General features: G+C 66.4%; 19 protein-coding genes and 1 riboswitch. Of the genes, 11 read left to right on the top strand and 8 right to left on the bottom strand.

Going from position 1 to position 21,613, the window contains the following annotated elements; translation table 11 throughout:
- The first annotated feature begins 237 nt into the window (after nucleotides 1-237).
- Nucleotides 238-1,173, top strand: a complete 936-nt coding sequence (locus BM394_RS17700; protein ID WP_092979901.1) for an NAD-dependent epimerase/dehydratase family protein — start codon at nucleotides 238-240, stop codon at nucleotides 1,171-1,173.
- Between the two features lie 105 nt (nucleotides 1,174-1,278).
- Here BM394_RS17700 and BM394_RS17705 read toward each other — a convergent pair whose 3' ends face one another.
- A complete protein-coding gene (locus tag BM394_RS17705) occupies nucleotides 1,279-1,461 on the bottom strand; it encodes a hypothetical protein (RefSeq protein WP_092979903.1) in 183 nt (60 codons plus the stop codon).
- 154 nt (nucleotides 1,462-1,615) lie between these two features.
- Nucleotides 1,616-2,392 carry an enoyl-CoA hydratase-related protein gene (locus tag BM394_RS17710; protein ID WP_092979905.1) on the bottom strand — a complete coding sequence of 259 codons (777 nt, stop codon included), beginning with the start codon at nucleotides 2,390-2,392 and terminating at the stop codon, nucleotides 1,616-1,618.
- 75 nt (nucleotides 2,393-2,467) lie between these two features.
- Between BM394_RS17710 and BM394_RS17715 the strand changes: the two genes are divergently transcribed.
- The 3 genes from BM394_RS17715 to BM394_RS17725 all read left to right on the top strand — a co-directional run bounded on the left by BM394_RS17715 (nucleotide 2,468) and on the right by BM394_RS17725 (nucleotide 6,290).
- Complete coding sequence (locus tag BM394_RS17715) at nucleotides 2,468-3,031, top strand: BCCT family transporter (protein ID WP_245780267.1); 564 nt, start codon at nucleotides 2,468-2,470, stop codon at nucleotides 3,029-3,031.
- Between the two features lie 131 nt (nucleotides 3,032-3,162).
- Nucleotides 3,163-4,614, top strand: a complete 1,452-nt coding sequence (locus tag BM394_RS17720; protein ID WP_217643572.1) for an MFS transporter — start codon at nucleotides 3,163-3,165, stop codon at nucleotides 4,612-4,614.
- Between the two features lie 203 nt (nucleotides 4,615-4,817).
- Nucleotides 4,818-6,290: an acyl-CoA synthetase gene (locus BM394_RS17725; RefSeq protein WP_092979910.1), complete on the top strand. Its 1,473-nt coding sequence runs from the start codon at nucleotides 4,818-4,820 to the stop codon at nucleotides 6,288-6,290.
- Between the two features lie 140 nt (nucleotides 6,291-6,430).
- On the opposite strand, the gene BM394_RS17730 is transcribed toward BM394_RS17725, so the two are convergent.
- Nucleotides 6,431-8,074, bottom strand: coding sequence for a beta-N-acetylhexosaminidase (locus BM394_RS17730; protein ID WP_092979913.1), 1,644 nt, complete (start codon nucleotides 8,072-8,074; stop codon nucleotides 6,431-6,433).
- A 186-nt stretch (nucleotides 8,075-8,260) separates the two neighbouring features.
- Nucleotides 8,261-9,934 carry a high affinity choline transporter 1 gene (locus BM394_RS17735; protein WP_092980148.1) on the bottom strand — a complete coding sequence of 558 codons (1,674 nt, stop codon included), beginning with the start codon at nucleotides 9,932-9,934 and terminating at the stop codon, nucleotides 8,261-8,263.
- Between the two features lie 1,561 nt (nucleotides 9,935-11,495).
- Between BM394_RS17735 and clsA the strand changes: the two genes are divergently transcribed.
- From clsA to BM394_RS17775, 6 genes are all read left to right on the top strand, one after another.
- On the top strand, nucleotides 11,496-12,170 hold the full coding sequence (clsA, locus tag BM394_RS17750) for a cardiolipin synthase ClsA (RefSeq protein ID WP_092928533.1): 675 nt from the start codon (nucleotides 11,496-11,498) through the stop codon (nucleotides 12,168-12,170).
- Between the two features lie 206 nt (nucleotides 12,171-12,376).
- Nucleotides 12,377-12,841, top strand: coding sequence for a glycogen accumulation regulator GarA (gene garA / locus BM394_RS17755; protein WP_092631654.1), 465 nt, complete (start codon nucleotides 12,377-12,379; stop codon nucleotides 12,839-12,841).
- Between the two features lie 347 nt (nucleotides 12,842-13,188).
- A complete protein-coding gene (locus BM394_RS17760) occupies nucleotides 13,189-13,665 on the top strand; it encodes a bifunctional nuclease family protein (RefSeq protein WP_026152307.1) in 477 nt (158 codons plus the stop codon).
- 302 nt (nucleotides 13,666-13,967) lie between these two features.
- Nucleotides 13,968-14,534, top strand: a complete 567-nt coding sequence (locus BM394_RS17765; protein ID WP_092979921.1) for a MerR family transcriptional regulator — start codon at nucleotides 13,968-13,970, stop codon at nucleotides 14,532-14,534.
- A gap of 146 nt (nucleotides 14,535-14,680) precedes the next feature.
- Nucleotides 14,681-14,780, top strand: a riboswitch (glycine riboswitch).
- 180 nt (nucleotides 14,781-14,960) lie between these two features.
- The gene (gene gcvP, locus BM394_RS17770) at nucleotides 14,961-17,855 is read left to right on the top strand and encodes an aminomethyl-transferring glycine dehydrogenase (protein WP_092979923.1); all 2,895 of its coding nucleotides are present in this window, start codon (nucleotides 14,961-14,963) and stop codon (nucleotides 17,853-17,855) included.
- 73 nt (nucleotides 17,856-17,928) lie between these two features.
- The gene (locus BM394_RS17775; RefSeq protein ID WP_092979924.1) at nucleotides 17,929-18,213 is read left to right on the top strand and encodes a HesB/YadR/YfhF-family protein; all 285 of its coding nucleotides are present in this window, start codon (nucleotides 17,929-17,931) and stop codon (nucleotides 18,211-18,213) included.
- A 42-nt stretch (nucleotides 18,214-18,255) separates the two neighbouring features.
- On the opposite strand, the gene BM394_RS17780 is transcribed toward BM394_RS17775, so the two are convergent.
- Nucleotides 18,256-19,068 (bottom strand): 3-methyladenine DNA glycosylase, encoded by an 813-nt coding sequence (locus tag BM394_RS17780; RefSeq protein WP_245780269.1) that lies wholly within the window; start codon nucleotides 19,066-19,068, stop codon nucleotides 18,256-18,258.
- A gap of 146 nt (nucleotides 19,069-19,214) precedes the next feature.
- The gene (locus BM394_RS23770; RefSeq protein ID WP_342752737.1) at nucleotides 19,215-19,433 is read right to left on the bottom strand and encodes a tyrosine-type recombinase/integrase; all 219 of its coding nucleotides are present in this window, start codon (nucleotides 19,431-19,433) and stop codon (nucleotides 19,215-19,217) included.
- A 266-nt stretch (nucleotides 19,434-19,699) separates the two neighbouring features.
- Between BM394_RS23770 and BM394_RS24010 the strand changes: the two genes are divergently transcribed.
- Nucleotides 19,700-19,891 (top strand): phosphatase domain-containing protein, encoded by a 192-nt coding sequence (locus BM394_RS24010; RefSeq protein ID WP_483860535.1) that lies wholly within the window; start codon nucleotides 19,700-19,702, stop codon nucleotides 19,889-19,891.
- A gap of 67 nt (nucleotides 19,892-19,958) precedes the next feature.
- On the opposite strand, the gene BM394_RS17790 is transcribed toward BM394_RS24010, so the two are convergent.
- Both BM394_RS17790 and BM394_RS17795 read right to left on the bottom strand, forming a co-directional pair.
- Complete coding sequence (locus tag BM394_RS17790) at nucleotides 19,959-20,315, bottom strand: MazG nucleotide pyrophosphohydrolase domain-containing protein (protein WP_092980154.1); 357 nt, start codon at nucleotides 20,313-20,315, stop codon at nucleotides 19,959-19,961.
- 72 nt (nucleotides 20,316-20,387) lie between these two features.
- Nucleotides 20,388-21,578 (bottom strand): DNA glycosylase AlkZ-like family protein, encoded by a 1,191-nt coding sequence (locus BM394_RS17795; protein WP_092979929.1) that lies wholly within the window; start codon nucleotides 21,576-21,578, stop codon nucleotides 20,388-20,390.
- Between the last annotated feature and the right edge of the window lie 35 nt (nucleotides 21,579-21,613).

A 21,613-nucleotide genomic window follows, 5' to 3' on the forward strand; every position in this document is an offset into this window, starting at 1 on the left:
GACGACTCCGACACAAGCCTAGTAGTGCGTTCTTCCGTCCTGGGGCGGTCGTTCGAGTGCGCAGCCCGGCAGGCGGGTGGTGTGGGCGTGATTAACGCGTCGCCTGGGAGGAGCGCGAGCCCGCCCCTGTTCCGAAGACTCTCAGTAGCCGAAATGGCCGTTCGAATTCACCCGTGTTGACGATGTTCGAAGCGGTAAGGTGCTGGGTGCTGCTGTCGATCGCGGTGCGAGGTCCCAGTGCCTTTGCGTGTGTTCGTAGCCGGAGCCACCGGTGTGATCGGGCGACATCTGTTGCCGATGTTGGCAGGACGCGGCCACCGAGTGACCGCTCTGGTCGACGAAGTCGAGGAAGCACCCCGTGAGGGGGCCGAGACAGTCGTGCTCGGTGACCTGTTCGACTATCCGACCCTGTGTCGCGCGTTACGAGCCGCTTCGCCCGATGTCGTGCTGCAACTGTCCGGCCTCGACGGAACGGACGGCGACGAGGCGCTGCGGCGTACTGCCAGGTTGCGCGAGCAGGGGACTCGGAACCTGGTGGACGCTTCCATCGATGCGGGGGTGCGTCGCGTCGTGGTGCGCAGTTCCGCCACGGCGTACGCCCCGCAGGGGCGCGAAGTCGCGGACGAACAGAGCCCACTGTTCACCACCGCCCCGGACGAATGGGGGGTGGCCTGCCGTGCCGTCGAGGAGATGGAACGGATTCTGCTGCGGCAGTCGGCCGTCGAGGGTGTGGCCCTGCGGTTCGGTGCGCTCTACGGGGTCGAAACACCGTTCGCGGAAGCCGGGGAGTTTCATCGACGTGTGCTGGGCAGTTCTCTGCCGCTCGTCGAGTCGGGTGAGGGGATCACGTCGTTCACGCATGTGGAGGACGCGGCGGCGGCCGTGTTCGAGGCTTTGGACGATGTCGAACCGGCCGCGTACAACGTGGTGGACAACGAACCGGCCGAAAGCGGGGAATGGTTGCCCGCCTACGCACGTGTGATCGGAGGCCCCGAGCCGGTCTCGCTGACGTTGGAGCAGGCCAGGCAGCAGTTGGACTGGGCGACGGTGCACTTGCTGAGCGAACAGCGCGGGGCCAGCAACTTCCGTTTCAGGGAGGTCTCGGGGTGGCGGCCCCGCTGGCCCAGCTGGCGCGAGGGTCTGGCCAGCCTCTTCGGACTCTGGCCCGTCTGATTGAGGTTTCCCGGTCGGGTTGTCGGGTTGCCCGCTCGGCGGAGCCTCTCGTACGGCCGGGCCGTTCGACCGTTCTGTGAGACTTGTTCCGAAATCGAACGTGGTTCAGCCGTGTTCGTACTCCTCGTCCTCGGGCACCACCATGTGCTGTTCGGCGAGATCGGCCGGATCGGCGTCGGACAGTGTCGTCCCGGCGAACGGCTCATCGGGTTCCGCGGGGCCCTCGGTCCCCTCCTCGTACTGTTCCGCCTGTTCGGCGGCGTCCCATTCCGGAGTCTCGAAATTCATCAACGTCACTCCTCGCCGATGGTGTGTCGCCTCACCAGTCACGTCCCGACCGTCGCGGCTCGAAACGGCGCCCCGTCGCGAACGGCGACTCCCGACCACGACCGACTGCCGGGGCCGCCCGGCAGTTCCACGACGCCCGACGTGATCTGTCGGATCAGTCCAGCGGGGGGAAGTGCGGATCACGGTTTTGTCGCCGGTCACGGCCTCGGAACGAGCGGTTGCCGCCACGCAACGCCGTGATCATGCGAGTTCCGGCGTCGGAGGCGGCCGTTTCCAGCCCCGTGTCCAACCCACTGTAGACCTGCTGCTTGATGGCTGCCATCGATTCCGGTGAGCACTCCCTGGCCAGGGTCGCGGCGTACTCCATCGCCTCCGACAACACCCGGTCGCTCGTGACGAGTCGGTCCGCCAGCCCCAGTTGTTGAGCCCGGTTACCGTCGAGTGTCCGTGCGGACAGCAACAGGTCCATGGCTGTACCGAGTCCGACCAGTTTCGGCAGCAACCACGCCAGGCCGTGTTCTGCAACGATCCCGTCCCGGCTGAACGCCGTGGTGAAGCCCGCCTCCGGAACCGTGAACCGGACGTCGGTGAACAGCGCCGCGGCGAGTCCGGCCCCCGAGGCCACCCCGTTGATCGCCGAGATCACCGGTTTGCGCAGCCGCATGCTCAGGCTCAACCGCCGATGTGTGTCGGCGGCCCCGATGTGCTCGTCGTTCGACAACGCCGTGATGTCGGAGCCGGCACAGAACCCGCTCCCGGAACCGGTGAGCACCACGACCCGCACCGAGGTGTCACGCTCGGCCCGCTCGAGCAGTTCGTAGTAACGTCGTTGCATCGTCGGTGTCCAGGCATTGAGCTGTTCCGGACGGTTCAACGTCAACAGCAGTACCGCGTCGTGCTGTTCGGCAAGGACCTCGTCGGTGTCTGACATGTGATCACCTCCGCCGGGACTGGCTGGAAGTTACCCAGCTATGCGAAGTATCACAAGTCCGTTACCTCCGGTCGGGTGAGTCGACGCCGTCACCTCTCGGAGAGCGAGACGCTCGCCGCGGGCACCCCGGTTGCTGACCGGATCAACCGACAGCGCGTCCGGCGTAGTCGGGGAGGGGTTCCAGAAGCTCGTCCGCTTTCGCAGCTGCCGCTGGGCACGATCGTGCTCGCGGCGTTCGTGCTGCTGGTGGTGTTGTTCCTGGCCACCACGCTGGATTCCTCGGCCTACACCATGGCCGCCGCGTCCTCCCGCGAACTCCCCCGCGGCGTCTATCCCGCCCGCTGGCACCGGGTCTTCTGGGCGGTGGTGCTGGCCGCGGTCTCGATCGCTCTGATGTACGCGGGCGGTCTCGAGGCCCTGCAAACACTGTCGATCATCACCGCCTTCCCGCTCATTTTCGTGCTGGCGCTGGTCGCGGAGTCGCTGCGGCGGTGGCTCAAGGCCGATCACGGAGGTGGCGGTGCCGCGGGCGTCGCCGTCGCCTCCGACAGCTCTTCCGAAGCCGTCCCGCGGTCCGAATCCCCGACCACGACCGAGGAGCCGCGCGACGATCGCCCCGTGGCAACCACCAGCGAGTGAGCCTCCGCTCCGTCCCGGGATCGGTTCGCCACCGGGGCGGAGCGGTTGGTTTTCCCGAACCCGTCGGGCGTGCCTCTCCTGGACGTGATGAGCTGGGACGGTCCGGCCAGCAGGCGATGATGAGGTGGGTAGTGAGTCGAGCCGAGTCCGGATCGTCCGCTACGACGGAAGAGACCGGGAAGTACCCGCATCGCTGGCGCGTCCTGGCGCTGTGCCTGCTGGCCGGTTTCATGACCCTGCTGGACGTCAGCATCGTCAACGTCGCCCTGCCGTCCATCCAGCAGGGGCTCGACGCGCCATCCGTGGCACTGTCCTGGGTGATCTCCGGTTACGCGCTGGCCTTCGGCCTGGTGCTGGTTCCGCTGGGAAAGCTCGGGGATGCCCACGGGCGCGGCAGGATGTTCTTGATCTCGCTCGCGGCTTTCACGGTTGCCAGCGGACTGGCCGGAATCGCCCAGAACCCCGTTTGGCTGGTCGTGGCCCGACTGTTGCAGGGTGCCGCGGGCGGGATGCTCAATCCGCAGGTGCTCGGGCTCATCCAACAGCAGTTCCACGGGCGTGAACGAGGTACGGCCTTCGGACTGTTCGGGGCGGTCGTGGGAATCTCCACCGCGGTGGGACCGTTGCTGGGTGGTTTGATCATCGAGTTGGCCGGTGCTCAGCACGGCTGGCGCTGGGTGTTCTTCGTCAACCTGCCCATCGGGCTGGCCGCGCTGGTTGTCGCGGCGCGGATCATGCCGCGCGGTGTGGGGGATCGGCGACTCCGCGGCGCCGATGTGCTCGGGGTGTCACTGCTGGGAGCGGCGCTGGTGTGTCTGCTGCTCCCACTGGTCGACCAGGAGGGGTTCGCGGGACGTCCGAGCTGGTTGCTGTGGGCCGCGGTGCCGGTGCTGCTGTCGCTGTTCGTCACGTGGGAACACCGTTACTCCCGCCGGGGTGGTTCCCCGCTGGTGGATCTGCGACTGTTCCGCATCAGCAGCTATACTTTCGGCTCCACCCTGGGGATGCTGTACTTCGCCGGTTTCACCAGCATCTTCTTCGTGCTGGCCGTCTACTTCCAGCGCGGGCTCGACTACTCCGCCCTGCAGGCCGGGCTGTCACTGACTCCGTTCGCCCTTGGTTCGGCGGTCTCCTCCGCTCTGAGCGGCCGTGCCGTGCATCGACTCGGACGCAAGGTAGTCCTGCTCGGACTGGCCGGGGCCCTGCTCGGGGTGTTGACCACCGAGATCCTGCTGGCCCGACATCAGGGCAGCGCCGCCGGGCTGGTCACCGCGCTACCGCTGCTGGTCGGAGGCGTGGGCAGCGGTCTGGTGATCTCACCGAATCAGACCGTCACGCTCAGCGAGATCGATGTCACCAGAGGCGGTACAGCCGCCGGGATCCAGCAAACCGGCCAGCGGATCGGTACCGCCATCGGCACCGCCGCCGCCTCCGGTCTGTTCTTCGCCACGTTGCCCCGCGGCTACGACACCGCCATCTCGCACGGTCTGCTTGTCGCTGTCTCGTTCGTCGCCGCCGCCATGCTGGTCGGTCTGCTCGAACTCGTCGTCACCCGCCGTCGTGGCGGAACATCCGCCGGTTGAAGGTCCCGGCACAGGATCGCCCGCCACGGCGCACGGTAGTGGTGTCCGCGATCACGCGGAGTTCTCCGGCTCGACGCGTGGCTTGTGCCACTGGAAGAGATCCTGTGGTATTGATCGGTGATCGCCGAACCGGCCACGTTCCCCGGAGGTCGAATCCGGTTGTGTGGCCGGTCGTACCCTAGACGGAGCCTTCGGGGGCGAGTATGTGTGCTGACCGCGCGGAGTTGTTGCCGAAACTGCGCGAACCCGACGAGAGCGAGGCCGTGCGCTTCGGGGCGAGGGCACTGAGCTATTCGCGCCTCTCCCTGGTCGCGGGCGAGACAGCCGCTCTCGTGGGTCGGGCGAGCCGCGTCGCGGTGTGGGCCGACGCGGCTCCCGAGACCTGCGCGGGGCTGCTGGGGGCGTTGTCCGCCGGAGCCGCTGTCGTGCCGCTCAGCCCCAAGCTGGGCCGGCGGGAGCTGGAACACATCCTCGCCGACAGCCAACCGGAGCTGGTGCTCGGCGCACCCGGGTTCACACCACCGCCGGCCCTGTCCGGACTGCCCGTGCACGAGGTTTCCCTCGAGGTGGCCGGGCGTGCGCTGCCCGAGGAGCCGACCGGGGACTCCGATGCCCTGATCGTCTACACCTCCGGCACCACCGGAATGCCCAAGGGCGTGGTGCTTACCCGGGAGGCGATCCGCAGCAATCTCGACGCGGTGGCGCGGGCCTGGGAATGGACCGACCGTGACGTTCTCGTCCACGCCCTGCCACTGTTCCACGTGCACGGCCTGATCCTCGGGCTGCTCGGACCACTGCGCGTCGGGGGAAGCCTGCGGCACCTGGTTCGCTTCGACACCGCGCGGGTGGCCGAGGAGCTGTCGAGAGCGGGCACGATGCTGTTCGGCGTCCCCACGATGTACCGGCGACTGGCCGACGACGCGGAACGCGACCCCGGCATCGGGCGGGGACTGGCGCGGGCACGGCTGCTGGTGTCCGGTTCGGCCGCGCTGCCCGCCACCGAGCACCAGCGCATCGCGCGACTGACCGGTCAGCGGGTGGTGGAGCGCTACGGGATGAGCGAGACCATCATGAACTGTGGAGTACGCTCCTCCGGCGACCGCAGGCCCGGTTACGTGGGACTTCCGTTCGACGGGGTCGAGCTGATCCTGGTCGATGACGGGGGAAACCGGATCATCGCCTCCGACGACGAGACCGTGGGCGAGATCCTGGTTCGTGGGCCCAACCTGTTCCGGGAGTATCTCAACCGTCCGGAGGACACGCGGGCCGCTTTCACCGACGGATGGTTCCGAACCGGGGACATGGCCACCCGGTCACCGGACGGCTACGTTCGCATCGTCGGGCGCCGAGCCACCGACATGATCAGTAGCGGTGGTTTCCGGATCGGCGCGGGTGAGATCGAGAACGTGCTGCTGGAGCACGGCGCGGTTTCGGAAGCGGCGGTGACCGGTGAGCAGGACCCCGAGCTGGGGCAGCGCATCGTGGCCTGGGTGGTGCCGGGGGGCGCGGAAATCTCCGAGCGGGAACTCGTCGAGCACGTGGCGGGGCTGCTCAGCTTCCACAAGCGTCCCAGGGAGGTGCGTTTCGTTCGGGAACTGCCGCGCAACGAGCTGGGCAAGATCCAGAAGGGCAAGTTGGGGACCGAGTGGGCCTCCCGGCACGTTTTCGCCGGCTGAGTTCCGGTGGCCGTCCGATCGTTGCCGAGGGCGTGCGGTCGGCAGCGGTCGGGGAGCGATCGGACGGCGAAGCCGGCACATCCCGGCGCTGCTGCCGGGATGTGCCGGTGTTCAGTTCGCCGTTCGGCGCACGGTGGGGATCACGGCCAGGGAATCTGTTCGGAGCGGTAGAAGTTGATTCCCTGCTCCTCCCAGCGAGGTCCCTGGTCGGCGACCCGCTGCCGGAACGAGGACCAGTCGAGCTTGTCCGACGAGGACCAGCCCAGTTCCGCGATGGCGGGCATCCGCGGGAAGGCCATGAACTCGATCTCGTCGGAGTTCGTCACCGTCTCGCTCCAGAGCGCGGCCTCCACCCCGGCGATCGAGCTCTCGGGCACCGATTCCATGAAGCTGCCCGGGTTCCAGTCGTAGGCCTCCCGGACAGTGGTGGGGCCTGCCCAGTCCAGACCGAGTTCGGTGTCCTCGTTGTACTTCTGATCCACGTAGGACTTGTGGGCGGGTGACAGCAGGATGTCGTTGCCCCGGGCCGCTGCTTCGGCGACCATCGCGTTGGAGTTCGTGGTGCCCCAGTACTGCACCATGGCCGACTCGGAGGGCTCGGTCTTGGCGTACTCGTGCCAACCGAGCGGTGTCTTGCCGTGCTTCTCCACGATCGGCAACACCTTGGACATGAACTTCCGGTAGTCCTCATCGGTGGTCGCGTGGGCTTCGTCGCCACCGATGTGCAGGTACTCGCCCGGCGTCATCGCGGCGACTTCCCGGATGACGTCGTCGACGAACTCGTAGGTGATGTCCTTGTCGATGCACAGCGAGCTGAAGCCGACCTCGATGCCGGTGTAGAGATCAGGTGCCTTGCCGTCGCAGTTGAGCTCGGCGTAGGACGACAGTGCGGCGTTGGTGTGCCCCGGCATGTCGATCTCCGGGACGATGGTGATGTTGCGTGCCGAGGCGTAGCGCACGATCTCGGTGAACTCGCGTTTGGTGTAGTAGCCACCCTCGCCGCCGCCGACCTCGGTGCTGCCCCCGTGCGTGGTCAGGCGGGGCCAGCTGTCGATCTGGATGCGCCAACCCTGGTCATCGCTCAGGTGCATGTGCAGATAGTTGACCTTGTACTGGGCCAGCTGATCGATGTAGGTCTTGACCTGACCGACCTCGAAGAAGTGCCGCGCCACGTCCAGCATCGCCGAACGACGTTCGAACCGGGGTTTGTCCACGATCTCGCCCCCACGGACCTTCCACGGGCCGTGTCGGGGGAAATCGCTCTCGGCCTTGGCGGGCAGCAGCTGGCGCAGGGTCTGCACGCCGTAGAACAGCCCGTCCGGATCGGTCGCGTGGATCGTGAGCCGATCCCGGTCGATGTCCATCCGATAACCGGAGTCACCCAGCTTGGCCCGCGAACCGTCCAGCCGCAGCACGATGTCGTTGCGGCCCGGCTGATCACGGTTGATCAGGAATCCGTAACCGGTGGAGGGGCGCAGCTGTCGTTGCAGGTATCGCGCGACCTCCTCGGCCTCCGGGCTGTCCGCGGGAGTGTGGATGCCGGTGTTCCACCTGATGTGGAACTTCGCACCCGATTCCTCGCTTACCCGGGTGGGCGCGGGAATGACGTCGTGCAGCGAAACGGTGTTGCCCGTCGAGGCCCGCTGGTTGTCCGGTGCGGCCCCGTCCTGCTGGGGACCGGCCACTGCCACTGTTCCGCCCGCCAGCATCGCGCTGGTGGCCAGCGCCAGCGCGGCGGGGAGTAGTCCGCGCGAATTTCGGGGTGCTTCCCGAGTTCGTTTCATCCTGGTCTGTACCTCTCGTCGGAGACGGTTGGATAAGGTATAGACCAAAGTCGCGGGGGAGGCATATAGCCCGTTCGGAGTAGAACTACTACTGCCGTCGCCGTGCCGGTGGACACGTCGGCCCCGCCACGGTTCGCTGTGGCGGGGCCGACGGTTCGCGGTGTGGTTGTCACGAGACCGTGACGGTCAGACCTCCGCCTTGGCCGCGTCCTTCGGATCCCGGCCGGACTCCGAGTCCTCGGTGAGATCGTTGCCCCACCGCGCCCGTTCCGGAGTATCGGGTTCCAACGCCGCCATCGGTACCGGCTCGCTCTTGCGTCGGGTGAGCGCGGAGACCACGATGATCGTGAGCAGTGCCGCCACCATCGTCACCGTGCGGAACGGGAACAGCACCGCGCCGTCCTCGTACCAGGGCCAGGGCAGCACCGGGGCGAGGCCGAAGGTGTCCTCGCCCGCGGAGAACCGCAGCAGGACGGCGACGGCGAAACCGGCCGTGGCGCCGATCCGGTTGGCGAACGGTACGAACAGCGCGCACACCAGCAGTGGGAACAACATGACGAAGATCAGGTCACTGGCCAGGTACCACAGGTCGTAGACGCTGCTGGCCTGCAGTGCCATCAGGGTGGCCGCGGCGCCGATGATGACGATCAGCCTACGGATCACCTTCTGCACCTGCTCCGGACCGGCCTTCGGCCGCACCAGGCGTCGGTAGACGTTCCAGCCGGTCAGCGACGAGGCGGAGAGCACCGAGGAGTCGACGCTGGACATCACCGCTGCCGCCAGGACGCCGAGTCCCAGCGCCGCCGCACCGGTGGGAAGCAGGTATCGCAGTACGTACGGCAGCACCATGGAGGGGCTTTCCAGCGGGGGAGCTCCCTCCGCCTGGAAGTTCGCCGCCGTGGCCACCACACCGATCAGCACCGGCGGAATGGCCGCCAGCACGCACATCACGCTGGCACCCACCGAGAGTCGGCGCGCGTTCTTCGGGCTGCTGGAGGACAGCACTCGCTGGAAGTAGACCTGCCAGGGGATGCCACCGAGCACGAGTGCGATTCCGGCGTCCCACCAGTTCCAGTAGGAGTGGCCCCAGGCGGGATCGTCCCAGCCGGTCAACGGCGGGAACAACGATGCGTAGGACTCGAAGTCGAAGTTCGACGGGTAGGCCGCCCACGCGTCGCCCAGGCCGCCGACCGCCGAGGCGGCGAACGGCACCGCCACGATCAGACCGATGAAGATGACCACGACCTGCACCACGTCGGTGATGGCCACCGACCACATACCGCCGACCACGGTGTAGGCCACGGCGATCACCGCAGACAGGATGATGGAGATGGTGAAGTCCAGGCCGATGATCGTTCCGAAGGTGGTACCCAGTGCGGTCAGGATCGCCCCGGTCCAGAAGATCTCACCGAGGATCGCCGGTATCGCGCCGAGTCCGGCGACCTTCTTGCCGAACCGGATGTCGATCGGGTCGAGCATGGTGGTGAACCGGCCACGACGCATCTTCTTGGCGAAGAACAGTCCGCCGATGAGCAGGCTCACCGCGTACCCCCACGGCGCCTGCGCCCAGGCCAGACCGCTGCTGAAGGTGCTTTCGGCGGTACCGCTGATGTAGCCGCCACCGACCCAGGTCGCCGTCATGGTGAACACGCCGATCCAGAGCGGCATGTTGCGTCCCGCGACCATCGTGTCGCCCAGCCCGCCACCGCGTCGGGCGGCCACGAAAGCACCCAGCCAGTAGAACAGCGCGTAGAAAACCAGCATCGCGATCAGCCCAGGCCACGAAACGTTCGGTTCCGCGAGCGCCACATATGTCAGGGCGAATGCCAGAACGATCACGAAAATGCCGATCTTCACCATCCCTTTTTTGCCCTTGTGGGCGATGGGTGGTCGGGTGCTGTCGTCACCGTTCGTGCGTGTTTCGGCAGGCACGTTCTTCCCTTCCGTGTCGCTGTCAGAACGGTTCGAGACCATAGCCAGAAACAGCGTGGATGTACAGATGTACTAGTTACGTCGAAGTAACGAATCGTCGTCGGGGCGGTTGGCTGTTTTCCGGTGGGCGCTCTTGTTGTCGAGTGGTTATTTGCTCCGAATATGCAGGTCAAAGTGCTGTCTGTTGGTCCCGTGGCTCCGCGGGTGATGTTGCCTGCGGCTCGAGAAGGTCTCGCCGTGTCGTGTTTTCGAGTGTTGTTCGACTCACGGTGCGATGAGATCCGTGACACAGATCGTCGTTGATCCCGCGCTTCGCTTTCGATCGACGTGCCGGGTTTCGTCCGCGCTCGGATTCCTACGCATGGTGTCATTCCGATTACCGAGTGTTTTTTGATTTTTCGTGTCGCGGACGAGCTCGATCGATCCGGCTCGGTGGGGATCGTTCGTCGGGATCCGGCGGGTTCGGTTCGAATTCTTTCCGTGCTATTTCGAGGGCTCGTTTCCCGGATGACCACCGAGTCGCTGAGGTGGTTCCGGCGTGAGGGAACGGCCCGAGGGGATCTCGGAACCGCTCGCCGTGTCCTCGGCTGCGCCGAGCGGTGTTCCGGAGCGCTCGGCCGGTCCGTGCGACGGATCGTCGTGCGGGGCGGCACGGTCGGCTCGGCGCTCCGCGAGGACCGTCCGGCGCAACAATGAGTGTGTGCCGCGACACACCCGCGAGTGGCGCGCACAATCGGATCCGAAACCCCGGAGGCTAACGTTGGAGACGGTCAGGACGACGGTTCTGGCGGAGGTACTACGACAGATGCGCAGCGATACGTCATCGAAATCGGAGTCCGCTCCCGACGACGCGGCGGGATGCGGGGGTGGCGGGCTCCCCACCACCCCCTGCAGCGTGGTTTGGAGCGGTGGTCACCCCTTCGTCCTCGAGGGGAGTGGCGGGAGGTCGCGCTGGGCCGGCGTCGACGACCGGGGGAGACCTCGGTTTCTCAGCGACGCCGAACTCAACCGCAGAGGCTGGTCGCTTCCCGTGCACTGACCAGGCCGTTCATCATCGCGACTGCCGCTGGTCGGGCTGGTGTCGGCCGATCAGAGGTGTTCGTGATCGGGCACGCCACGTCGGGCGTCGCCGGTTCGGCACGTGTTGTCGGATGATGTCGCTCGATGCCCCACCGGAAGTGGCGAAGTGCACCGACGAACGCGGTTGTCCCGCGGAGTGCTCGAACATCGTGCTCCGGCGCTGTCCACGACCGCGACGCCGCTCGGCACGCGGCGCGAGCCGTATCGGAGTCCCCGCGCGAGTCGTATGGAATCTCCGCCGCCCACGGGAGCGCGCCGAACTGGTGCCGTCATCGGGTGAGGGGGACATATGGCACCCTGAACCAACAGGCACGATGACACGTCCGGCGTTGCCACGAGTGGATGTGTCACGGATCGCGGGCCGCCTCGTCCTGTCGAGTGGACCGGCCCGCTCGCAGGGGAGGGTCTCGTGGTGCAAGACGCCGATGGCGCCACTACGGGATCGGCGCGGAACTCCGGCGGTCAGCCTTCGGAGCAGGGCATCGACCGCATCAGAGAAGTCGCCGCCGGTGTCTGGAGCGATCCGTGGTGGACGGTTCCCAACGCGCTGAGCCTGCTGCGGCTCGCCGGGGTTCCGGTGTTCTTGTGGTTGCTTCTCGGGCCGCAGTGGGATCTGTTCGCGTTGTTGGTGCTGGTCTTCAGCGGTGTCACCGATTGGCTGGACGGGAAACTCGCTCGCTGGCTGGATCAGTACAGCCGGGTTGGCCAGTTGTTGGATCCGGCTGCCGATCGGCTCTACATCGTGGCGACCCTGGTCGCCTTCGTGATTCGTGGAGTCGTGCCCTGGTGGGCCGCTTTCGCGCTCATCGCGCGCGACCTGTTGCTGACCCTGTGCCTGCCGGTGTTGCGGTACCACGGTTTCGAACCGCCGGACGTGCATTATCTGGGCAAGGCGGCAACGTTCTGCCTGATGTACGCGTTTCCGCTGTTGCTGCTGGTGCAGGGGGACTTCGCGTTCGACTGGATCGCCCGTCCGTTCGCCTACGCCTTCACCGGATGGGGAGCGGCGCTTTACCTGTGGGCGGGTCTGCTCTATCTCGGTCAGGTGTTCGGAGCCGTCCGCCTCGCTCGTGCGCGCGGTTGAACGGCATCGTTCCGATGCGCCGGTGCTGTGTTCGGCACGGGCGATCAACCGTTGAACGAATGTGATCTTCACTGCGATGATCCGGGGAACGCCCGGTTGGCGACCTGCCGAATCGGTTCGAATATCGGGACTCGCCGTCCGACGCCGTGTACGGCGCGGTACGTTGGGTGGTACTGGCACGATCCATCCGCAGGAGGAGAGCTCAGGTGAGCACCAACGACGGGCCCGGCGACGTATCGCCGGAGCAGTCATCGGAGACCACCTCGGTCTTCAAGCCCTTCCTCTCCGAGCAGGAGAACGCAGAGAGTGCGCCTGCAGAGTCCACCGCGTCCGGTGTGGACGCGCTGCCCGCCGGATCCGCTCTCCTGGTGGTCAAGCGCGGCCCCAACGCGGGCTCGCGATTCCTGCTCGACCGGGAGACGACCAGCTCCGGTCGGCACCCCGACAGCGACATTTTCCTGGACGACGTGACCGTCTCACGCAGGCATGCCGAGTTTCGCCGGGAAGGCGCGGAGTACGTCGTCGTCGACGTGGGAAGCCTCAACGGAACCTATGTCAATCGTGAACCCGTGGACACCTCGGTGTTGGCCAACGGTGACGAGGTCCAGATCGGCAAGTTCCGTCTGGTGTTCCTGACCGGTCCGGCGGAAGGAACGCAGGGCAGCCGGTAACGAGCGGGCGGTGCCGTGTTCGGTGGCATCCGGGGTGCCGTCGTTCGGCGAGGACAAGGTACTCCGATACGGCCGCCGAATCCGCGAGCCACGCTCGCTCGTGGACCTTTGGGAGCAGTCGAACCGGGTCCCCTCCGGTGAGATCGCGCCGCTGTGGGACATGCCCGATCACCCCGGTGGTCGGGGTACGGTGTGTACGTCCCATCGGGTGATCCACGGGACGAGGGAAGCGGTCGGCGCCTGTGTGGGCGGCGTCTTCGCCGTATCGCGGGTAGCGTCGAAGGCGTCGGTGCGCGATCCTCGAAGGAGATGTCACGCTTCGGCGCGCTGGAGGAGGCGATTTGACGATGAGCAGCGAGATGCGCGTCGTCGGCGTGCGAGTGGAACTGCCGGCCAACCAGCCGATCCTGCTGTTGCGCGAGACCGACGGCGAGCGGTATCTGCCGATCTGGATAGGTTCGGTCGAGGCTACCGCGATCGCCCTGGAGCAACAGGGAGTGCGGCCGGCGCGGCCGCTCACCCACGATCTGCTCAAGGACGTGGTCGGTGCGCTCGGGCGAGAGTTGGAACAAGTACGGGTGACCGACCTCCAGGAAGGGACCTTCTACGCGGAGCTCGTCTTCGACGGCGATGTGCGGGTCTCGGCAAGGCCGAGTGATTCGGTGGCGCTGGCACTGCGCACCGGTGTTCCGATCCACGCCGAGCAGTCCGTGCTCGACGAGGCGGGGCTGCTGATTCCCGACGAGCAGGAGGACGAGGTCGAGAAGTTCAAGGAATTCCTGGACTCGGTTTCGCCGGAGGATTTCCGCGGCGCCGACACCTGAGGTGTTCCAGCCGCGGTTGTGCTGTTCGCGCGACGGGTCGCGGGGAACGTCTCGAACGTGTGGGGGTCGAGGCGTCTCCCCGCGGGTGCGGAGCACCACGTGGTGCGGGGCACGGGACTTCCGGTACGGCGCTCCGCGAGTCGTGTTGACCGCCGTTTTCGGCGGGCATACTGTTGAATGACACGGTGGGCGTGCGCGCGGTGATCGAGCGAATGGGGGCGTGACGAGATCGGATTCGGACATGTCGACGACTGCGGTTCCGGATCCGATGGCCGCCGTGGGTCGGCCGAGGGGAGGCGTGCGTGGTCGAAAACGCATCACGGCTGGATACGGACGTAGAACAAGCCGAGTTGTTCCCGGACGCGGCGCTTCCGGACGAGCTGGTCGGTTATCGAGGACGTGCGGCCTGTCAGATTGCCGGTATCACCTACCGACAGTTGGACTACTGGGCCCGTACCGAGCTGGTCGAACCCTCGATCAGACTCGCGGAAGGATCGGGTTCGCAGCGACTCTACTCGTTCAAGGACATGTTGGTTCTCAAGGTGGTGAAACGTCTGCTGGACGCGGGCGTGTCACTGCACAACATCCGCATCGCCGTGGACCACCTGCGTGGTCGCGGCGTGCGTGATCTCGCCGGCGTCACTCTGTTCAGTGATGGGACAACCGTCTACGAATGCACTTCGGCGGAAGACGTGGTGGATCTGTTACGCGGTGGCCAGGGAGTTTTCGGGATCGCCGTCAGCGGAGCGATGCGCGAGATAACCGGCACGATCCACGATTTCCCGGCCGAACGCGCCGACGGGAGCGGTGTCCGGACACCGGACGAGGACGAGCTCTCCCGCAAGCGTCGTGACCGCCAGACCGGGTGACCGGCAGGGTTTCACCGACCGGATTCCCTCGAGCGGCCTCCGTGGCGAGTGGCGTGGTGCCGAGCTTTGGTGACTCACTCGGTGAGTGTGCGCCTTTCCACACACTCCCTGGACGGTGCGATATGAGGTACGCTCACACCTGTCGCCGACCCCGTACGGGAGAGACCGTGCCGAGTACTCGGTACGGCGCCGAAGGAGCAACCCCTCCCCGACAACCTCTCAGGCTATTGGGACCGTACGGGCGAGATACCTCTGGAAAGAGGGATTCGCCACAGCGTCGTGGTGACCCCGCCGACGGTGCAAGCCCGCCATACCGGGCGAAGCTCTCAGGCGCCCGCGTCGCGGGCATTGACAGAGGGGGAGGTCAGCAACTCAGCCGAGTGCTGTCTGCCCTGTCCGAGATGCCCGACGATTGAGGTTTTGGCGATGACCGACGAGCGTATACCGTTGGCCGCTCTCGAACACGGAACACCGTTCGCCGACCGCCACGTTGGCCCCATGCCGGCTGAGCTGGCTCGGATGCTCGATGTGATCGGTGTCGGTTCCCTCGAAGAGCTCGGCGAACAAGCCGTCCCGGCGGGAATCCGGGAACGCGACATGCGGATGGCGTTGCCGGAACCGGCGACCGAGGCCGAGTCCCTGGACGAGCTGCGCGAACTCGCGGACCGCAACAATCCCCATGTGGAGATGATCGGCCTCGGCTATCACCCCACCATCACTCCGCCGGTGATCCGGCGCAATGTGCTGGAGAACCCGGCCTGGTACACCGCCTACACGCCGTACCAGCCCGAGATATCCCAGGGCCGGCTGGAAGCCCTGCTGAACTTCCAGACGATGGTCGCCGACCTCACCGGCGTACCGGTGTCCAACGCCTCGATGCTGGACGAATCCACGGCAGCCGCCGAGGGCATGACCCTGGTGCGTCGCGCGGGGCGTTCGAAGTCCCCGCGGTTCGTCGTCGACACCGATGCGTTGCCCCAGACCATCTCGGTCGTCGAGACCCGCGCGGAACCGCTCGGCATCGAGATCGTCCGTGCCGACCTCTCGCGAGGTGCGGCCGGGCTGCCCGAAGGGGAGTTCTTCGGCGCGCTGCTGGCGTACCCGGGGGCCTCCGGCGCCGTCCGCGATCACGAGGAAGTCATTTCCGAGGTGCACCGCCGCGGTGGGATGGCTGTGGTCTCGGCCGACCTGCTGGCGTTGACCATGCTGCGCGCCCCCGGTGAGATCGGCGCCGACGTCGTGGTCGGAACCAGCCAGCGCTTCGGCGTTCCGATGGGCTTCGGCGGTCCCCACGCGGGCTACATGGCCGTGCGCAAGGGCGTGGAGCGCCAGCTTCCCGGCCGACTGGTCGGAGTCAGCGTGGATGCCGACGGCAACCAGGCCTACCGGCTCGCGCTGCAGACCAGGGAACAGCACATCCGCCGTGAAAAGGCCACCAGCAACATCTGCACCGCGCAGGTGCTGCTGGCCGTGGTCGCCTCGATGTACGCCGTCTACCACGGCCCCGAAGGACTGCGCGCCATCGCCACCCGCACGCACCGCATGGCCACCGTGCTGGCCGAGCAGCTGCGTCGCGGCGGGGTGGAGGTCTGCCACGACGACTTCTTCGACACCGTGCTCACCCGTGTTCCCGGCCGCGCCGACGAGATCGTCGCCGCGGCACGACGCAACGGTGTCAACCTGCGCAGGGTCGATGCCGACCACGTCGGTATCAGCTGCGACGAGACCACCACCAGGCAGCGGTTGACCTCGGTCTGGGAGGCCTTCGGGCTGACCGGTGACGACCTCACCCAGGTGGACGACCTCGACGCCCTCGTGTCGGACGCGCTGCCCGCCGCGCTGCGCCGGACCACCGAGTACATGACCCACCCGGTCTTCCACCGGCACCGCTCGGAGACGGCGCTGCTGCGGTACCTGCGCGGGCTCTCCGACTCCGATGTCGCACTGGACCGGAGCATGATTCCGCTCGGCTCCTGCACCATGAAGCTCAACGCGACGGCCGAGATGGAACCGATCACCTGGCCCGCGTTCGCCGAGCTGCACCCGTTCGCTCCGGCCGAGGACGCGGCGGGGATGCTGCGCGTCGTCGAGGACCTGCAGAACTGGCTGGCCGAGATCACCGGTTACGACTCGGTGAGCCTGCAGCCCAACGCCGGCAGTCAGGGCGAGTTCGCCGGGCTGCTGGCCATTCGCGCCTATCACCGCCAACGTGGCCAGCAACAGCGCGAAGTGTGTCTGATCCCGGCCAGCGCCCACGGCACCAACGCTGCCAGCGCCGTCATGGCCGGGCTGCGCGTCGTCGTCGTGCGCTGCGACGACGCCGGCAACATCGAGATGGATCATCTGCGCGAGCTGGTGGACAAGCACCAGGACGAGCTCGCCGCCATCATGATCACCTACCCCTCGACGCACGGGGTCTACGAGAACACGGTCCAGGACGTCTGCGGTCTGGTGCACGACGCGGGTGGTCAGGTCTACGTCGACGGCGCCAACCTCAACGCGCTGATCGGGTTGGCCCGGATGGGCAAGTTCGGTGCCGACGTCTCCCACCTGAACCTGCACAAGACCTTCTGCATCCCGCACGGGGGTGGTGGTCCCGGTGTCGGCCCCATCGGGGTGCGCGAGCACCTTTCGCCGTTCCTGCCGAACCACCCGTTGCAGCCGCAGGAGGGGCCCGAGACCGGTGTCGGCCCCATCAGCTCCGCTCCGTGGGGCAGCGCCTCGATCCTGCCCATCTCCTGGGCATACGTGCGCATGATGGGTTCCGACGGGTTGCGCCGCGCCACCCTGACGGCGGTCGCCTCGGCCAACTACGTGGCCAAGCGGCTCCATGACCACTTCCCGGTCCTCTACACCGGAGGCGGCGGGCTGGTCGCGCACGAGTGCATCCTCGACCTGCGTGACGTCACGGGACGGGCCGGAGTCTCCGTCGACGACGTGGCCAAGCGGCTCGCCGACTACGGGCTGCACGCGCCGACGATGTCGTTCCCCGTCGCCGGTACGCTCATGGTGGAGCCCACCGAGAGCGAGAACCTGGCCGAACTGGATCGCTTCTGCGACGCGATGATCGCGATCCGCGCCGAGATCGACAAGGTCGCGGCCGGGACTTGGTCCGCCGAGGACAACCCGCTGGTCAACGCTCCGCACACCGCCGCTTCGCTGGCGGGGGAGTGGGAGCACTCCTACAGCCGGTGGGATGCCGTGTACCCGACGGGCGCTCCGGAGAACAAGATATGGCCCCCGGTGCGGCGGATCGACCAGGCGCGCGGGGACCGCAACCTGGTGTGCTCCTGCCCGCCCCTGTCGGCTTACGAGGGGTAATCGAGCGTTCCACGACCTCGTCTAATACCGTGGGCTCGTTACGTGACCGACTCCGAGAGGGGTATAGGAGCAGATGCTCACCATCAGCGAGAACGCGGCCGAGGTCATCAAGCTGATCTTGGTCGGTGGCGAGTCCCCGGAAGGGGCCGGTCTGCGTATCAGCTCGTCCGAGGGAGAGGCCTCGCCGGAGAGCCTGGAAGCGGCCGTCGCCAACGCCCCGGAGGACAGTGACCAGATTGTCGAGCAGTCCGGTGTGCGGGTCTTCCTGGACGAACAGGCCGCCACTGTGCTCGGCGACAAGACACTGGACGCCGAGCGGGACGACAACGGGGAACTCGGTCTGACGGTCAGCGAGTGATCCGAGCGCAGTCGTGCTGACGTGGGGTGGCCGCCGTCGCGGTCACCCCACGTGCTTTTCCGGCAGCTGCCGACACGTTTCGATCAGCCGCTGCCGCAGCACGCCCGCTCGTTCGGCGTACGCCCGCTGGTAGCGGACGTACTCCGCACGACCCGCGGTGGTTTCGATCTCGACGGGGGAGTAGCCCAGTTCGCCGAGATCGTAGGGACTGGCGCGCATGTCCAGCTCGCGGATCTCGGCGGCGAGCTCGAAGGCGTCGGCCGTCAGCTCGGCGGGCACGAGCGGGTCGAGCTTGTAGCACCACTTGAAGATGTCCATGTTGTTGTGCAGACAGCCCGGCTGTTCGAGGTTCACCCGGTCCTGCTGGGTGGGCTGCAACGTGTTGCGCGGCCGGGCGGCCGTGCTGAAGAACCGGAACGCGTCGTAGTGGCTGCACTGGATGCGCATCGACTCCACGACTTCGTTCGTGCCCTGGACACCCAGGCGCAGCGGCCATTCCGAGTGCCGCAACTCGTCCTGGGTGAGTCGGTAGACCATGGCCCACTCGTGCAGCCCGAAGCATCCCAGCTGTGCCGGTCGTGATTCCGTGGCACTCAGCAGGCGGTGCACGAAATCGGCGGTGTCGAGCAGCCGCGGGGTCAGCGCTTCGGGGGACACCATCACGCCGTCCGGCGTCTCGGTGTAGCCGCTTCGGTCGAGGAACTTCGCGCCGCCCTCCAGCACCACGCCGAAACCCGGCTGCCAGCGCTCCAGCCTCGACGGGCGCTGGGTGTAATACGTGAAGAGGAAGTCCATCACCGGGTGCTTCTCGCCGCGCCGCTGCCGTTCGCGGTGCGGTTCGGTGTATAACCTCATGCGCTCCTGAAATACGCGTTCGCGTTCCTGCCATTCCTCTTGGGTGAGGACAACCACCGCCCTGCTCCCTCCTTGAAGTCAGCACGATGTCAGCACGGTGTCGGCGCGTGCTGACCAGTCTTCGATTGCGGCCTGCATGGTCTGCCTCATGCGTTCCGGTGCATTCTCCACCAGGTGTCCGTAGGTGTCGGCCGTAACGTGGATCGACCGTGCCCGAGCCACCGGGAGACTTCGTGTAGCGAGACACCGTCAGAGAGTGCGGTAGACGCGAACCAGTGCCGCAAGGCGTGCGGATTGTACGGCAGACCCAGCCCCTCCCGTACAGCTCTCTTCCGAACATGCTGAAAGTCGTTTCCGCTCACCACACGGCCAAGATCAGAGGGAAAGTACAGACCTTCGTGTCGTCGATCGTACGAGTGTCGTACTCACGGTATGTTCGCTCATCGCTTCCGCGAGGAACGAAGGCAGGGGGATGTCCCGGTAGTCTCCTTCGGCACGTGCTTCGAGGGGACGAGTCCTGCCTTCTTGTTGCCGTGCTCATCGATGACTTCTCCGGCCTGCCATCGGATACGTAACGTCTCGTCCCGCTCGCAGTCCTCCGAGACTGCCAGAGCTTCCGAGGTGGGACGACATACCGCACGAGCTCTACACGCGAGAGTCCGGTGACTACCGGAAGGACTCGATGGTCAAGCTGGAGCTGTTCGACCGGCACATCCGAGATGGCTACCGAGTTTGCTGCGTCTTGGACGATCGTGCCCACGTCGTAGAAGCGTGGCGGTCGATCGGTCTGACCTGTCTACAGGCGGCCGAAGGCAATTTCTGACCCATGACTCAGCCACCCCGCTGGCGGGCGCGGAGTGGCTGTCAGAAGATCGTATCCATCACCGCGGTTACACGGGGTGCTCCGTGGTGGCGGGTTCTCGTGGAACCGAGGTCCACGTGCGTGTCTCGTTGACGCGTTCCTTGGCCCGTAGGGCTTGGTCGAGGTCGGTGTCGAGGCGGTTGGCGATGGCACAGAGGTAGATGAAGATGTCGGCGAGTTCGTCGCCGACGTTGCTCGTCGCCGAACCGGCCTCTACCGCGAGGCCGGATCGCTTGCGGATGGCCTTGCACAGTTCCCCGTACTCCTCGCCGAGTTTGAGGGACTGCTCCAGCACGGTGCTGTCGGTGAAGCCGCGTTCGAGTTCCATCTCGGCGACGTAGCGCTGGATCTCGGCCAGTGTCGCCTCGGCCGGGAGTGGTCGCATCATGGTCCTTCGAGGGGTCGGGGCCGGATGAAGCAGCACTGTATCGGCCCGTGCTGCTGTGGCGGGGAGGGGCTAGAGCAGCGTCAACTGAGCGTCGGTCAGCCTGTGCGGGGTGCTGGACCATCCCAGTCGGAGAGCGTCGGTGATGGTCGTGGCGTGGTCCGCGATGGTGTTGCGTTGATGCGGGGTGGTTTGGCCTGTCAGTGAGTAGGTCACGGTCTTGTCGGGTTGCCATGACCACGTACCGACGACGTGGCCGTCCCACACGATCGTGGGGAGAACTTCGCCGATCTGGTTGAATGCCTGGCCTGCGGGCAGGCTACCGAGGTAGCGGGACCGGGTTTCGTAGTACGCCTTGAAAGCCACGTCTTCGTGGGCGAGGAAGTTGAGGCCGGTGCGCCCAGTGTCGGTGTGTGGGTCGTCTGCGAATTCTTCCCAGCGGCTCTGTGACATGTAGGCCGGTGAAGTGCTCCACGGGGTGTGGAGGCGGATCCACTCGTCGGAGGCTTCGTGCATCGCGGTGAGGACTGCGGTACGGCTGAGCCCGGACCACCACATCGCGTCGTTGATCGTGGCGGGACCGTAACGATCGAAGTAGGTGGTGATCAGTTCGCGGGTGGCGGTATGACGATCAACCGTGGTGTCCAGCTCTGGGTAACGGTGGGCGGTGACCGCGAAGGTGCGGTGTTCTTTGTTCCAGCAGGCGGTGTCGTTGATGTAGGTGAGGATGCCGCGTTCCCAGGCCAGCTTGAGTGCCAGGCGAATCACCATTACCGGTCGGTGTGGTGAGGCCAGACGTGTCTCGATCGTCCGGTGGTGCAGGTTGTCGTCGCCGAGCATGGTGGTGATCGCCTCGATGGTGGCGCTGATCGTGCTCATGTCCTGCCCGGCACGGGTGATCGCTCGCTGAGCATCGCGTTCCCGGAAGTGGCGGGTCGCTGCGTGCGCGGCAGTCGCGAGCTTCAGAGGAAGGGTATGCAGCGTTTTTCGCATACAGCGCACGGTGATTAGGTGTGCGCGTGTGTCCGCGGCGAACAGGTGGGTGGCGAGGTGAGGGGGTTTCCCCCGAGCGACGACGGTCGTGTAGGGGGACGGCAAGCGCGCAGCGTGTAGACCGAGGGTGGCGTTGCTGATGTCCACGACCGAAGAGAATCTGGTGCTAGCGGCCAGACCTTGACGGGAGAGCAGCCAATTCCACAGGAGCGCGGACTCGATGATTCCGAGTTCGCGCTCCTGCGTAGCGTTCGGTTCGGCACGGGCCATAATTGTGATGCTATCAGGCTATTGTTGCCGTTGTA

Origin of the sequence: Actinopolyspora lacussalsi subsp. righensis, assembly GCF_900116555.1 — a bacterium.
GTDB classification, from domain to species: Bacteria; Actinomycetota; Actinomycetes; order Mycobacteriales; family Pseudonocardiaceae; genus Actinopolyspora; species Actinopolyspora lacussalsi.

Excerpts from the sequence above, each read along its gene's own strand:
- BM394_RS17730 (WP_092979913.1), bottom strand. The coding sequence starts at position 8,074 with ATGAAACGAACTCGGGAAGCACCCCGAAATTCGCGCGGACTACTCCCC.
- BM394_RS17795 (WP_092979929.1), bottom strand. The coding sequence starts at position 21,578 with ATGGCCCGTGCCGAACCGAACGCTACGCAGGAGCGCGAACTCGGAATC.
- BM394_RS17760 (WP_026152307.1), top strand. The coding sequence starts at position 13,189 with ATGAGCAGCGAGATGCGCGTCGTCGGCGTGCGAGTGGAACTGCCGGCC.
- BM394_RS17710 (WP_092979905.1), bottom strand. The coding sequence starts at position 2,392 with ATGTCAGACACCGACGAGGTCCTTGCCGAACAGCACGACGCGGTACTG.
- BM394_RS17790 (WP_092980154.1), bottom strand. The coding sequence starts at position 20,315 with ATGCGACCACTCCCGGCCGAGGCGACACTGGCCGAGATCCAGCGCTAC.
- gcvP (WP_092979923.1), top strand. The coding sequence starts at position 14,961 with ATGACCGACGAGCGTATACCGTTGGCCGCTCTCGAACACGGAACACCG.
- BM394_RS17725 (WP_092979910.1), top strand. The coding sequence starts at position 4,818 with ATGTGTGCTGACCGCGCGGAGTTGTTGCCGAAACTGCGCGAACCCGAC.
- BM394_RS17780 (WP_245780269.1), bottom strand. The coding sequence starts at position 19,068 with ATGAGGTTATACACCGAACCGCACCGCGAACGGCAGCGGCGCGGCGAG.
- BM394_RS17735 (WP_092980148.1), bottom strand. The coding sequence starts at position 9,934 with ATGGTGAAGATCGGCATTTTCGTGATCGTTCTGGCATTCGCCCTGACA.
- BM394_RS17775 (WP_092979924.1), top strand. The coding sequence starts at position 17,929 with ATGCTCACCATCAGCGAGAACGCGGCCGAGGTCATCAAGCTGATCTTG.
- BM394_RS17705 (WP_092979903.1), bottom strand. The coding sequence starts at position 1,461 with ATGAATTTCGAGACTCCGGAATGGGACGCCGCCGAACAGGCGGAACAG.